The sequence below is a fragment of the Nitrospinota bacterium genome (assembly GCA_027619975.1).
Taxonomy (GTDB): Bacteria; Nitrospinota; Nitrospinia; order Nitrospinales; family VA-1; genus JADFGI01.
Genome location: JAQCGX010000050.1, coordinates 1 through 13,261 on the forward strand (window position 1 = coordinate 1; position 13,261 = coordinate 13,261).

Genomic DNA, 13,261 nt, shown 5'->3' on the forward strand with positions numbered 1-13,261 from the left:
TTCCAGCCCGTGCGGACAGGCAGGAAAGCCTGTCCTACTAAAACAAAAGACGCGTCTTTGAATTGGCGATTCGGCGTCGTTGTCAATTTTTAGAGATGCCCTAATGTCCTTTGCTATGAATAACGTTACAAATCCCCCCAGCCCCCTTTCAGAAGAGACCTTTGCAAAACCCGTCATTGCAAGAAGCCAACGGCGACGAAGCAATCCAGAACACCTGGATCGCCGCGCCGCTTTGCGGCTCGCGATGACGTAGAGGATATGCTCGGAGTAAACTCCATGAAAATTTTCAACTTACGCAAAGGTCTCCTTCCAGAAGGGGGAGCCTCTTTATCCCCCCTTTGCAGAGGAAGATTTCAAACCGCTTTTAATTCCTGCTCGTAAATCGCGATCAATTGCCTGGCAGTGGCATCCCAGGAAAACTGTTGCCGCGCGCCCTCCCGCCCCTGCTCGGTCATGCGGTTACTATTCCCAGCATCTGCAAGCGCGGTTAAGATGGCTGAAGCCAATGCTTGCGGGTCTTGAGGTGGTACCAGCGTTCCCGTCACGCCGTCTTCGACGATCTCAGGCAAAGCCCCCGCAGAGGTGGCGATGACCGGCAGCCCCGAGCCCAGAGCTTCCGCCACCGAAAGACCAAACGTTTCAATGCGGGACGGAAAGATTCCGATCCGCGCCGTCGCCGCAAGGTCTTGGATGTATTCTATGGATCGCCACCCCGGCATCACAACTCTCGGAATGAGGCCCAGCTTCCGCACCTGCTGTTTGTATGCCTCCAGACGATGTCCCTCGCCAACCAGGGTCAATTTCACATCGGGAATTTTTTTTGCGACGATTTGCAGAGCTTGAAGCAATTCCGGGATGCCCTTTTCATCCTCCATGCGCCCCCAGAAAACAAGTTCCGGTTTATCCGTCGGCGCTCGCTCGACATCAAACCACGAGGGGTCGATGCCGGCTGAAATCACCTCAACGCGATCCTGCCAGCGTTTTCCCAAGCCATCGAGGACCCGGTTTTTGGAAAACTGACTGAAAGTGAATATTTTTTTCGCACGGCGAGCGGCGGAGCGCAAAAGAAGCGGATTTATGGTTTTTAGAAAAGACAGGGGACGCAAGAGGGCGCGAAGTATTCCCATCGCCGGGATAGTCGGCGCGTGACTGGTAAAAAGTGGAACCGCTCCGGTCCTCCGGCAAATACAGGAAGCAAAAAACGATTCCTCGGCGTTGCCGTGAACAATGTCAAACCGTTCCCGCCGCATCAGCCGGTTGAGCGCAAAGGCAAAGGAAAAAATGTCCAGATTGATGGTGGCGACGTTGAATCTGCGGGCCCAGTGAATTTTGTAAGGGACATCCGGCTCAATTTTTTCTCCCGGCTCTCTGGAATAAAGGACATGCACCTCGCAACCCTGCCGTTGCAGGGCGCAGGCGAGTTGATGCACGGCGATCTGGCCGCCGCCTTTAAACCGCGACCAGGGTGAGGAGTATATGGTGAGGCAGATTTTTAAGATGGGAACATCTCCGGGTGATGGTCTGATGCTCTGTTAGGGTGGAACTCATTCGATTGAAAAGCAAAGGAACTTGACAATACCATCAGTACTTTTTTTGTCATCTAATTGGAGTAATTTTATTCCAAACCCCTTTGATGTCTGATTTGTGCATGAAGCTAGAAGGTTATCTGCGGTGATTTGAACAAAGTATTCGGCTTCGATCGGTTCGAGGAACGAAACAAAGTAATCACCCACTCCAGTGTCGGTAATGCTACTAACCCCATTCCCAACTATTTCGTATTTGAAAGGATCGAAAGCTCCCGCACAGATAATCCGAGAGTTAAACTTATTTTTAGCTTCAACCTCATTTTGGTTCTTATTGACTGGCTCCGAAAGAACGGTGAGCGCATTCCGACCCGGAATTTCTGACGCGACTGCCCGCGCCATCAAAGACATCCAGTCCCGACCGCTAAGTTTTGAATAAGCTTCTACTAAACCTTTTAAATCAATTTTAATCAGGGCAGAAATCCTTAGTTAACATTTATGAGTGGTACCGAAATTTTAACCTGATATCCCTAGACCATTATCTCTTTTCAGCGCAGGGGACGCACAGAACGTTTTCCGGCATGGCCTTGATGCGGCCCAGGGGGATGGGGTTTTCGCCGCGGATGCAGATGCCGAAATCTGGATGATCCACTTTCCCCAATGCGGTCTCCAGTTTTACCAGTTTTGTTCGGGCTGAGTGCAACGACGCTTCCGAGACGCCTTTACTGCTGATCGCCTCCATACGGGTGAGACGGCCAATGGCGTCATCTGGCGGCACGGGCCTGGAGGTTATTTCGAGGCTTTTGATCAAATGCTTTTGCGCTTCGATTTCATCGACGATTTCACGTTTCAGTTCCTGGCGTTCTTCCGGGCTCATGCCCGCATCATAGCATTATGGAGTTGCCAGTCAAACCTAAGCCAACGGAGAACGTTGCAGAGATTTAAGAGCCATCAGGGCCTCCACCCGCTTTTCAGTGGAAGGATGCGTGCTGAACAAGGCCATCATCCCCTTACCTGTCAACGGGTTGACGATGAACATATGGGCGGTTGCGGGTTCGGCGTGCATGGGAATCCGCTGAGCGGATCGCTCCAGTTTCATGAGCGCGCTGGCCAGAGGTTCGGGTGATCCCGTCAATATCGCGCCCGTGTGATCGGCTTTATATTCCCTGGTGCGTGAGATGGCCATTTGTACGAGAAGAGCGGCGATGGGCGCCAGGATCATCGTCAGGATCATGAAAATCGGGTTTCCCCCGTTTCCATCGCGGCGGCCGCCGCCAAAAAGCATCCCCCATTGCGCCATGTTTGCCAGCATGCTGATCGCGCCGGCCATCGTGGCGGCGATCGTTCCTATGAGAATATCGCGGTTTTTAACGTGACTGATCTCATGCGCCAGCACCCCTTCCAGTTCATCGTGATCCAGAATACGAGTGATGCCGTCGGTGACGGCAATGGCGGCGTGTTCCGGATTGCGTCCGGTGGCGAAGGCGTTGGGTTGATCGGAGGGAATGATGTAAACCCTCGGCACTGGAATTTCCGCGCGCCGGGAAAGCTCCCGGACCATCTGAAACAGTTCCGGCGCGTCGTGTTCCTGAATCTCCTCGGCCTTGTACATGGATAGAACTATTTTATCGCTGAAAAAATAGGCGCCGAAGTTCATCGCCACGGCAAAAAGAAAGGCAATGACCATTCCTTCCTGACCGCCCAACGCCATTCCTCCAAAAACCAGGAGGAGCGTCAGACCACCCAGCAATAATGTCGTTTTAAGAGTATTCATAACCTGCCAAATTTTTATTGTTTATTGCAAATAAACTCCCCCTCACAGTAAAGATAAAATCCAGGTTCTCCCTTGTCAAAGTCCCGCGGAAATTTAAAAGCCGCCAGCCAATGATAGGGCAGGAACCGGCATTAATTTTACGTACAATGGGAAGTGAAACAGGTGATTCTGAAAACAGGGGTATTTTTTCAAGGGGATGGAGATGCTTTCCGGCTCTTAAGAGTCACCGGGAGGACGAAAACGGGGAAAGGCGGGTTCTGCCCGCAGGGAAGACGGATTGGCCCCGGTCATGGGCCTGATAAATATCCCGGGCCGAAAAAGTTCGGCCCGCTTCCTCTCACTGGAGCGGGTGAGCGCTTAGACGAAAAAGGCCCGAACCATGAAGCACGGCCCATCGTGAGCAAACCCGCTCTTTTGAAAAGAGTGCCGAAGAGAAGACTCGAACTTCCACATCCTTGCGGATACATGAACCTGAATCATGCGCGTCTACCAATTCCGCCACTTCGGCATATCTCTAAACCATTACATTAGTAGGGCTTAACCTTCATCTCTCCAAAACCTAATATCTCTTATTTTCCCTCATTTTTCAGATTCAGTGCACCGAGAGTGTGCCATGGATCAATCCTTCAAGATAGAACAATATCATGGGAACTTGGAAGTTTTCTACAAGAAACAATTTGGGATAGATTCTTTGGGATAGGAGAAGACAATTAAGCTGAAGAACGAGCCAAAATATTTTGCAGGGTTTTTAGATGCCAAGAGCCTCCCCTTGCTGTTGCGATCTTTCTATCATTCAGTTCGTTAACTATCTGGCGAAGGCTGAGTTTCTTACCTCGGAAAGCGTGAATAATAGGGAGAACAGATTCAGCAAAAACATCGGCCCGTGCCATATTCGATTCCATACCTTTTCTTTGTGCAGCTTCCAGATTAGTAGGATTCCCAAGTCGTATCCCCCTCTCTTTTACCTTTCTCAATCCCTCTCGCGTTCTTTGGCTGATTAGCATGCGTTCCTTTTCAGACAAAGCCGCATACAGGTGCAATATGAAAGGGTCAACATTTGGACCAAGTTCAGCCACGATGAAGGCAACGCCACGGGACATTAGCCCTGAAATGAAAGCAACATCACGAGAGAGTCTGTCAAGCTTGGAGACCACTACAGAGCACTTGAGCCTTTTGGCGTGATCCAGGGCTTTTGCTAGTTCGGGCCGACTGTCAAGCGCATTAAGGAAGCCCTTTCCACTTTCGCACTCCTCATGCCATTCTACAATCACGAGTCCTTCTGCCTGAGCAAACCGCTCTATCGTTTCACGTTGGGCCTCTATGCCATTCCTCTTGTGTCCCTGTTCTCTGGTGGATACTCGCACGTATCCTACAGCCTGTTTCACGCTAGACTCCCTCATTCAAACTAATGTATAAAAGACTATACGACCATTTAGTATTTATGTCAACTGGAAATTTATGCTTTAAGCGGAAAGCCATGATCCCTTAGGCTATTGATATAAACAAGTGAGCAAATTATGCGATCCCCTAAGTGAGAGCCATTTCTTTTTCGAATCTTTCATACAAATTCTTTTTTAAAGGCAGTTATAATTATGGCTCATTAGGACATAAGTGATAAATCGCTAAACCTCTTAAGATTTAAACACTTAAACCCAGGAAAATTAAATGTACATTCTATAACAGCGCTAGTTCTCTGCCTTTTTTCAGTGGAGAGCCAGCTCAAACTGAAATGGAAGCAAAATTATGTTTAGTGAAAAGAAAAATTCAGAATACTTAACAACCCCTCAAGCCGCGGCCTACTTAAATGTAAGCAAACAATGGCTTGATATATCACGTCACAAGGGCTACGGGCCTCCTTACATTAAGCTAGCCCGAATGGTTAGATATGCCGTAGATGATTTAAAACAATTTATGCAAAGTTACCGTCGCAATAACACAATAGGGGGTGAGCAATGATATCTAACACCACTCCATATCAAGCCGCTGAATCCTATCTAGAACGAGGGTGGTTTCCTATAGATGTAGAATATAAAACGAAAAATCCTGAGGGTGAACACTGGCAAAATCGACGCATTTCAAAAGAAAATATTCATACAAGATTCAATAAAAAAGAACAAAATGTTGGAATCCTCTTGGGGATATCAAACGGTCTAATTGACGTGGACCTGGACTGTCCAGAAGCAGTTGAGCTCGCCCCTTTTTTCTTGCCACCGACCCATTTAAAGGGGGGCAGGGGTGAAAGACCCAATTCTCACTGGTTTTACTGTTGTCCAAATTTTAAAACCATGCAGTTTTCCCATGGGAAGAAAGAAGACGACGACGGAATGATTGTCGAGATCAGAGGCATAACCAGCTCTGGAACTCCTCAACAAACCTTAGTCTATCCCTCCGTTCATCCATCCGGAGACAAATACATTTGGAACGAATCCGGTAATCCAGCTCCAATTGAACAAGAGGTCTTAATCAAAAAAGTAAAACAATTAGCAGCCGCGTCTCTGCTTGCGCGTCACTGGCCCGTTTTGGGGGCACGCAATAACACTGCGATGGCTTTGGCTGGGACCCTTTTAAGAAGCGAATTTAAAGACCAGGAGTGGGTCGTTGATTTTATGGAGAAGGTTGGAAAAGCCGGAGGGGGAAGCCCTATTCCGGGATGCTACAAACAAATTGTCGAGGATACCTCCAGAAAACTGGATGAAGGGCAACAGGTTACAGGCTTTCCAACGTTAAAGAGGTTCATTGGAAGTGATGCTGTCGCAGATAAGTTCCGAGATTGGATGGGTCTAAAAAACACTGGACCTTCTTTCTCTGAGTTAGTGGAGCAAATTGATGACCTTTCTGAGGAGTCTATACCCAGCGATATACAGAATATTATCGACCAGATGGTTTCGACCCAATTGACTCCTATTGAAGAAGAAGACTTATTGCAGAGGATAAAGAGAGCCACAAAGCGCTCGATCAAGGCTTTACGAGATTCTTTAAGGGAAACTTCAAACAGCTGTGACCAATCAGGTGATATCGGAATGGACATTGCCGAACAAACTTTGGTACAGCATTTCGCGGGGGGTGAGCACCTGATACGAGCTGCCGACAAATCTTTCTGGAAATATACTGGGACGCACTGGGAAAGAGCCACCGATGAACAGGTTAAAAAACTCATCCTGGAACTTGTTCAACAAAATGTTGATCCCTCACTCATAAGCTATTCGCACGCTGCTGATCAAGCATTATCACTTTTGAAGGCAAAGCAAGCCAAAGAAGGCGATCCGTTAAGGTTCACGAAAGAACCTAAGCCGATAATAAATGTTATTAACGGAGAGTTATCGGTTGATGGAAATGGAAATGTAGAGTTGCGTGAACATCGTGCAGATTCATTTTTAACTTATTGCTTGGACGTAAAATACGACCCAGATGCAACTTGTCCGATTTATGACGAAGCCTTACTTGGTATTTTTTCAAACGCTAAAAGCGATTCAGAGGAATCAAGAGCTATTCCCGTTGAAATGTCACGTCATTGGAATGAATTCATGGGTTATGCCATTCAACCTCATCGCGATATTCCTTCTTTTTGGTTATTAAGGGGAGGCGGAGATAATGGGAAAACTATGTTAATCAAGGTACTAATCGAGCTCATGGGAAGTTCATCGGTTTATTCTGGTCGAATCAACGAGTTGGAGAGGAACCCATATGGGACAGGAGAACTGGCCGGGAAACTGATATTTTATGACGATGATGTTAGAACTGGTACCCGGCTCCCTGATGGTATCCTCAAGCAAATGAGCGAATCAAAACTGATGTCAGGGCAACTCAAATTTATTAATTCGTTTGAATTTGTTTGTGTCGCTCTTCCAGTTTTATTATGCAATAACTTTCCTTCTGTAGCTGACTTAAGTTACGGTTTTCGAAGGCGGGCACATGTAATCCCCTTCGACAGAATTTTCAGGAATGGGGTCGATAAAGACCCAACTCTGTTTTCTCGAATTAAGAAAGATGAAATGAGTGGGATTTTAAACCGGTCCTTGGAGGGGTTGAAACGAGTCCGAGAGCGAGGAGAATTTTTAGAGCCTTCTCCCTGTCTCAGGGAAAAATACATATTTTTAGCTCACGCAAACCCCTTGGAAAACTTTATACAAACCGAGTGCTGGCAGAATAAAGAAGACAAAACCTGCAAACAGGATATTAAAGGCTTCTTTGAAGCTTTTGAGACTTGGTGCAATGATAATCGAATTAAAAAATATCCCACACGCATTCTAGTGTCCCGTGCGGTTAGTCATTTAGTTTAATTAGAGGATGCTTTATAATGGTTTTATGTCACGAACCATTGCAGAGTTTACAACGTCGAACAAAGAAAAAAGTTTACTGAGAGCTCTTCTCCGAAGGCAACGGCTTCCTCAAAACCTTGTTTTTCGCGCCCGCATAATCCTCATCAAGGGCAAAAAAAAACAAGAAATTAACTAAGCCCATTAACCGCACGGGACAGTAGTTGGGAACAATTTGGAAAATTTGGGATATCGAATAACTCACCCAGGAAATCTTGCGACGGTTCATGGGTTGCAAGCTAAAAAGGGTATTTCAGATACCCCTTTGTAGGGACATCCCTTTTAATTTGTTGACGGACACTCTATTGGATTTATTGTTACTTGTAGATTTATCCTTGGATTTTACTAAGGCAAAAAATAGGTTAGTTTGGTTAGTACTTTTCACGTACTAAAGTTTCTATAGAAAAATAAAAAAGTAAAATATATTTGTTTATATAGAAAGGGGTTTGGAAAAAACACTAACTAAACTAACCTTTGGTCCATAAAGCTTTCATATGCGGACATAACACCAACTTTCTAAAGAAAGTAATTATTTCTAACACACCAAGATCCGCCCCAAATTCTTCTTCAATTGGAGACAAACTTAGCCAATTCATATTTTGGACGTTTTGGGCTACTTTTAACAAGTCTTACGTTAATCATTTTGAATAAGGCTGAAAATTTATTATGGCACCCGCGTCCCGCATCAAGTCAGGTTAACACCCAAAAATCATCACTATTATTAACATATAAACAATATTAACAATCCATACCATAACCAATTAACAACCGTGACAACAGGTTCAATATATAAGCAAACCCGACCCGCGACGCAAATACCTGAACCCAGTTCTCTGGTCCCTGACCCTAAATACTCTGAGAACACTGGGCAATGGTCCGTGCCCTCTATCGTTGGTTTTTGGTTCCAGTGCTAACACCAGAGTAACCCCCGCCCTGGGTCGCTCTATACTGATATCAGGTCGAAGATATGTGGTCTGTATCGCCGGACAGCTGCCCCTGCAACACGCGTCACTGAACGCTAGAATCCGCCCTCTGATGGCTCATCCCTTGCCGATATTATCTGACCTCGAAATTGCACGTCGCGGGTCGTTGATATTTTATTACTGTAAGCTGGCCTCAGCCTAAAAACGCTCTCCCCGCGTGGGTTATATCAGATCACTAATTGCTTGTCGCTGGAAGGAGGAAGGAGATTGGTGTACGCAGGTTCCTGCCATCTGGCACCTTTTCCCTGATCGCTCCTCCCCCAACCCGCATCAAGAAAATCTGTAAATTATGATTGACCGAAATCGCTTCCACCTGCCAATTATTGAATACCAGGCAATTTTCGCCTCTAAAATCTTGAATTTTATCTAATATTTTTCTATATAACCCCTCAAACCCCGTTTATTTCCCCCCAAATCCAAGCATTCAACAAAATTTATCAAATTTTAATAATATACAATTCAATATCTTATAGTTTTATCTAGATATTTATCTAGTTTTTTTAAATCTTTTCTTGACAATATCTAGTCTTATGTCTATATTAAGGACATAGATCAGATAGAAATACTAGACAACAATCCAATTTATAATTTAAGGAGAAACAAAATGAAAACGAGAAAAAGCATCTTAAACGCCCTCGCAATCGCAGCCACAATTACTTTGACCCCGACTGCCGCTATGGCTCATTCGGACCATGATCACTCCACGGTTTCTTACAAGTGGAAACTTTCAAACAAAATGACCGCCAAAATGGAAAGAGCTCTGAGTTATTCCAACCCCACAGCTTTGATTGGGTTGAACCGTTTTGAGCAGAAGAAACTGGGCCATTATGACATCGATTCTGGCAACAAGTTCAATAGCGAGGTTAACGGAATCAACTTTTTGATGGAGAGAACCTCCGCGGTAATGAAAATCGTTGATGCCAACCGGGTCAGTAACGTCGCTTACACAGATCAGGTTCCCATCAAAACTAGCCACCGGGTTGCCAATGCATCCATGACTCATAAATCTCATGTGGGTCACGATCACGCTTATCTACCCTACGAGTGGACTTTCAATGTGAAAACCCAAGGAAAGATCGCCCAGGCCATGGCCCAGAACAAAAAGAACATTTATGTCGGGCTTAACCGGTTCGAACAGTCTCTGTTAAGAGAATATGTCATCAAACCTGGCAACACGTTCCAGGCCACCTTAGCGGGCCGCAAATTCATCGTCGAAAAAGCTACTTCCGGTGTCAAAGTCATCAATCATGTGAACGCACAGGGTATGGCCATGGCTCCTCATAACGACTCGAACATGTAGTTAAACGTTTAATTTTATATTCAGGGAGAAATAAAATGTTTAAGAACATATGTAAACTGGGACTGGCAGGAATCGCGGGGGTGAGCATCGCATTAGCCGCTCCCGTCAAGGCCGGTGCGGATTATCCAACCAAAAGTCGAAATGCAACTCCAATGAACCAAACCATTCTGGAGCCTGGTTGGAGATCCAGTTGTGACACCAGCTTTGTGGTCGAAAACCTGGGTGATGACTGGGTCGAAGTGAAAATTACTATGGGCAAGGATGGTATTATTAAAGATAGCATTCAAAACTGGGACAAACGTGGCTACGACCTTAGGTATAACCTGTCTTTTTCCAAACAATTGGGTAAATCCGTTAATATCGATGATGTGGCTATCATAGAAAACCTGAGCAAAGATTCTAAGATTAACGTTCATTGTTAGTTTTTAATAACAAAACCAAAGAGAAAATAATGAATAACCTTATAAAAATTGAAGATTACCTTTCGATTGGAGAACTTTCGAAACAGACGGGGATAGGCGTTCACACTCTGAGAGTGTGGGAAAAAAGATACGGCGCCCCACTCTCAGAGCGCCTTCCGTCTGGCCACAGAAGATACCCAAAAGAAGAAGTTCCACGGCTGAGGGCCATTGCGAGGGCCCTTGAATCTGGATACCGGGCCAGCAAGGTTGTGACCGGGACCCTGGAAGAGCTTCAGGGATTGCTGGGCGCTCAAAGTTTCATGAGCACAAGCCTTGAGCAACCGGATGCAGAATCTGGCCAGGTATCCAGAGAACTCATCATTGAAAAATGGGTCGAGACCATTCATCAATATGATGACGATTCCCTCAGCCACGGCTTTCACGAAATATGGAACAAGGAAGGCCCTTTGAATTTTATATTAAATTATTCGACTCCTTTTGTAAGAAGAATTGGCAACGGTTGGGCCAATGGAGAACTGGCCGTAGGGCAGGGACATTTCACGACATCCCATCTCAGTGATTTCCTTTCCTCCAAGTGGCGACAGTTGAACATTAGAAAAGATGGACCCATTGCCGTGCTTTCTACACTGCCGGAAGAAACACATAACCTAGGCCTGTTGATGTGCGCAGTGGTCACCAGCATGGCGGATTTTCGAGTGGTTTATCTGGGCCCGAACTCGCCTGTAGAAGATATTTTAAAAACCACTGAGGATTGCGGAGCTCAATTACTGTGCCTCAGCATATCCAATTGCGTGGAACCAAAAATGTCAAAGGAGCAATTGCGACAGATTCGAAAAGGTTTAGATAAAACAACAAATATGATCATCGGCGGAGAAGGCGCGCAAGATGCGGCTCCCGGAATCATCCGGCTCGACAATTTCTCGGATTACTACGAGTGGATCAGTCAATTAAATAAATAATAGAAAGAAGGTCCGTCATGAAAATCCTGGTAACGGGTGCAACTGGATTCATCGGAAAAGAACTGGTTAAAAAGTTAAGTGAAAAAGGCCATGAAATTGTGGTTTTGACCAGAAACTCCGAGTCGGCCAGTTTTCATCTACCCGTTCATTGCAAAATTAAAACCTGGAACCCTGAAGAAAATGCTCTCTCACCCAGCACCCTCAAAGGGGTGGAGGCGGTCATCAATCTGGCGGGAGAAGGCATTGCCGATAGACGTTGGTCAGCAACTCGAAAGCGGCAGATCATGCAATCCAGAGTCATGTCGGTGCGTCGTTTGGTGGATGCCATGAAGGTCATGGATAACAAACCCAAAGTTTTTGTGTCCGCTTCGGCCATTGGGTTTTATGGGGATCGCGGTGAAATGCTTCTAGATGAAACAATTTCAACCGGGAACGGATTTCTTTCGGAGGTATGCCAAGCCTGGGAAAATGAAACCTTCAAAGCCCAAGAGCTTGGGGTTAGAACCGTCACCTGTCGCGTGGGAATGGTTCTCGGACATGATGGAGGGGCTCTTAATAAAATGTTGCCACCTTTCAAAATGGGTCTGGGCGGACGACTGGGAAACGGGTCTCAATGGATGAGCTGGATTCATATCGATGACCTGGTCAACATGATGATTCATGCCGTTGAAACCCCTGCTCTGGACGGAATATATAACGCGGTCAGTCCAAATCCCGTCCGAAACGATGATTTCACAAAAGTTCTGGGCGATGTTCTAAAGTGTCGCACAATTTTTCCAGTACCTGGTTTTGTTTTAAAAATAGGCCTGGGAGAACTTTCAGATTTACTGCTAAGCAGTCAGAAAGTGAGTGCCCGGAAAATCTGTGATTCAGGGTTTACATTTAAATACCCTCAGTTGAAGGAAGCCTTGGAGGAAGTTTGCGGGCACTCTTGTCACGAACTTCAAATGGAGCAGTGGGTTCCTCAGTCTATCCATAAAACCTTTGCATTTTTTAAGGAAGCCGCAAATCTTGAAAAACTCACTCCCGATACCTTGCGTTTCAAGGTTGTGAATCAAACCACCCAAGACATTCAGGAAGGAACCAAACTGGATTACCGGCTTTCCCTGCACGGGATTCCCATGCGCTGGCAGTCTGAAATTACTGACTGGCAACCTAACAACAAATTTTCAGATATTCAACTAAAAGGTCCATACAGTCACTGGTATCACACACATGAATTTTTCGAGAAGGACGGAGGAACGCTGGTACGGGACAAGGTAAAATACAGGGTTCCGTTTGGCACTCTGGGAGATCTGGTAGCGGGAAAATGGATCCGGAACGATCTGGAAACGATTTTTAAACACCGTCATAAAACCATTGAAAAACTTATGGGCGCATGAAAGGAAATTGAAAAATGGACAAAACTCAAAAAGGTGTCGTTTTAATCGGTCATGGCGGAGTTCCGACAGATTTTCCACGCGACCAGTTTAAAAAATGGATGGATTTGCACAAAGGCAGAAAGGCCGATCAATCTCCCTCACAAGTTGAACAGGACCTGGAAAATACCCTGCGCGACTGGCCACGAACCCCTGACAACGATCCCTACCAATTCGGGCTGGAGTCTCTGGCCTCGCAATTAAAATTGCAATTACGGGATTGTAAACTGGTCACGGCTTACAACGAATTTTGCCGACCCACAATTGCCCAAGCGGTGGAGGAATTGATTGAACATGGGATTATCAATATTGTTTTGTTGACCACCATGGTCACTCCGGGCGGTTCGCACGCGGAAAAGGAAATCCCTGAGGAAGTTCATAAGTTAAAAACCAAATACCCTTACATCAATATCAAATATGCATGGCCATTTAATTTGAATAAGGTGGCGGGAATGATGAAAGAACAGATAGAAGCGGTCCAAGTGTAAAATTTTAAAAAAGGAAATTGAAAAATGGACAAAACTCAAAAAGGTGTCGTTTTAATCGGTCATGGCGGAGTTCCGACA

General features: G+C 45.8%; 12 protein-coding genes and 1 tRNA gene. 7 read left to right on the forward strand and 6 right to left on the reverse strand.

Annotation, left to right across the window (positions count from 1 at the left end):
• Positions 1 to 353 precede the first annotated feature (353 nt).
• The 6 genes from O3C58_13285 to O3C58_13310 form a co-directional block, all read right to left on the reverse strand.
• Positions 354 to 1,436 carry a glycosyltransferase family 4 protein gene (locus tag O3C58_13285; GenBank protein ID MDA0692826.1) on the reverse strand — a complete coding sequence of 361 codons (1,083 nt, stop codon included), beginning with the start codon at positions 1,434 to 1,436 and terminating at the stop codon, positions 354 to 356.
• Between the two features lie 108 nt (positions 1,437 to 1,544).
• Entirely contained in the window at positions 1,545 to 1,934 is a 390-nt protein-coding gene (locus O3C58_13290) for a hypothetical protein (GenBank protein ID MDA0692827.1), read from the reverse strand.
• A 127-nt stretch (positions 1,935 to 2,061) separates the two neighbouring features.
• Positions 2,062 to 2,400: a TraR/DksA C4-type zinc finger protein gene (locus O3C58_13295; protein ID MDA0692828.1), complete on the reverse strand. Its 339-nt coding sequence runs from the start codon at positions 2,398 to 2,400 to the stop codon at positions 2,062 to 2,064.
• Between the two features lie 36 nt (positions 2,401 to 2,436).
• Positions 2,437 to 3,297, reverse strand: a complete 861-nt coding sequence (htpX, locus tag O3C58_13300) for a zinc metalloprotease HtpX (protein MDA0692829.1) — start codon at positions 3,295 to 3,297, stop codon at positions 2,437 to 2,439.
• A 424-nt stretch (positions 3,298 to 3,721) separates the two neighbouring features.
• Positions 3,722 to 3,805, reverse strand: a tRNA-Leu gene (locus O3C58_13305).
• Positions 3,806 to 4,007: 202 nt separating this feature from the next.
• Positions 4,008 to 4,682: a recombinase family protein gene (locus tag O3C58_13310; protein MDA0692830.1), complete on the reverse strand. Its 675-nt coding sequence runs from the start codon at positions 4,680 to 4,682 to the stop codon at positions 4,008 to 4,010.
• Positions 4,683 to 5,040: 358 nt separating this feature from the next.
• Here O3C58_13310 and O3C58_13315 point away from each other — a divergent pair, with 358 nt between their 5' ends.
• The 7 genes from O3C58_13315 (at position 5,041) to O3C58_13345 (ending at position 13,183) form a co-directional block, all read left to right on the forward strand.
• Positions 5,041 to 5,253, forward strand: coding sequence for a helix-turn-helix domain-containing protein (locus O3C58_13315; GenBank protein MDA0692831.1), 213 nt, complete (start codon positions 5,041 to 5,043; stop codon positions 5,251 to 5,253).
• Positions 5,250 to 7,577 carry a bifunctional DNA primase/polymerase gene (locus O3C58_13320; protein ID MDA0692832.1) on the forward strand — a complete coding sequence of 776 codons (2,328 nt, stop codon included), beginning with the start codon at positions 5,250 to 5,252 and terminating at the stop codon, positions 7,575 to 7,577. Before O3C58_13315 ends, O3C58_13320 begins: the two co-directional genes overlap by 4 nt.
• 1,623 nt (positions 7,578 to 9,200) lie before the next feature.
• Complete coding sequence (locus tag O3C58_13325) at positions 9,201 to 9,896, forward strand: hypothetical protein (protein ID MDA0692833.1); 696 nt, start codon at positions 9,201 to 9,203, stop codon at positions 9,894 to 9,896.
• Positions 9,897 to 9,931: 35 nt separating this feature from the next.
• Positions 9,932 to 10,318 carry a hypothetical protein gene (locus tag O3C58_13330; GenBank protein ID MDA0692834.1) on the forward strand — a complete coding sequence of 129 codons (387 nt, stop codon included), beginning with the start codon at positions 9,932 to 9,934 and terminating at the stop codon, positions 10,316 to 10,318.
• A 29-nt stretch (positions 10,319 to 10,347) separates the two neighbouring features.
• A complete protein-coding gene (locus tag O3C58_13335; protein ID MDA0692835.1) occupies positions 10,348 to 11,277 on the forward strand; it encodes a MerR family transcriptional regulator in 930 nt (309 codons plus the stop codon).
• Positions 11,278 to 11,294: 17 nt separating this feature from the next.
• Positions 11,295 to 12,659, forward strand: coding sequence for a TIGR01777 family oxidoreductase (locus tag O3C58_13340; protein MDA0692836.1), 1,365 nt, complete (start codon positions 11,295 to 11,297; stop codon positions 12,657 to 12,659).
• A 14-nt stretch (positions 12,660 to 12,673) separates the two neighbouring features.
• The gene (locus O3C58_13345; GenBank protein ID MDA0692837.1) at positions 12,674 to 13,183 is read left to right on the forward strand and encodes a CbiX/SirB N-terminal domain-containing protein; all 510 of its coding nucleotides are present in this window, start codon (positions 12,674 to 12,676) and stop codon (positions 13,181 to 13,183) included.
• Positions 13,184 to 13,261: the final 78 nt, after the last annotated feature.

Excerpts from the sequence above, each read along its gene's own strand:
- O3C58_13290 (MDA0692827.1), bottom strand. The coding sequence starts at position 1,934 with ATGTCTTTGATGGCGCGGGCAGTCGCGTCAGAAATTCCGGGTCGGAAT.
- O3C58_13295 (MDA0692828.1), bottom strand. The coding sequence starts at position 2,400 with ATGAGCCCGGAAGAACGCCAGGAACTGAAACGTGAAATCGTCGATGAA.
- htpX (MDA0692829.1), bottom strand. The coding sequence starts at position 3,297 with ATGAATACTCTTAAAACGACATTATTGCTGGGTGGTCTGACGCTCCTC.
- O3C58_13315 (MDA0692831.1), top strand. The coding sequence starts at position 5,041 with ATGTTTAGTGAAAAGAAAAATTCAGAATACTTAACAACCCCTCAAGCC.
- O3C58_13320 (MDA0692832.1), top strand. The coding sequence starts at position 5,250 with ATGATATCTAACACCACTCCATATCAAGCCGCTGAATCCTATCTAGAA.
- O3C58_13325 (MDA0692833.1), top strand. The coding sequence starts at position 9,201 with ATGAAAACGAGAAAAAGCATCTTAAACGCCCTCGCAATCGCAGCCACA.
- O3C58_13330 (MDA0692834.1), top strand. The coding sequence starts at position 9,932 with ATGTTTAAGAACATATGTAAACTGGGACTGGCAGGAATCGCGGGGGTG.
- O3C58_13335 (MDA0692835.1), top strand. The coding sequence starts at position 10,348 with ATGAATAACCTTATAAAAATTGAAGATTACCTTTCGATTGGAGAACTT.
- O3C58_13340 (MDA0692836.1), top strand. The coding sequence starts at position 11,295 with ATGAAAATCCTGGTAACGGGTGCAACTGGATTCATCGGAAAAGAACTG.
- O3C58_13345 (MDA0692837.1), top strand. The coding sequence starts at position 12,674 with ATGGACAAAACTCAAAAAGGTGTCGTTTTAATCGGTCATGGCGGAGTT.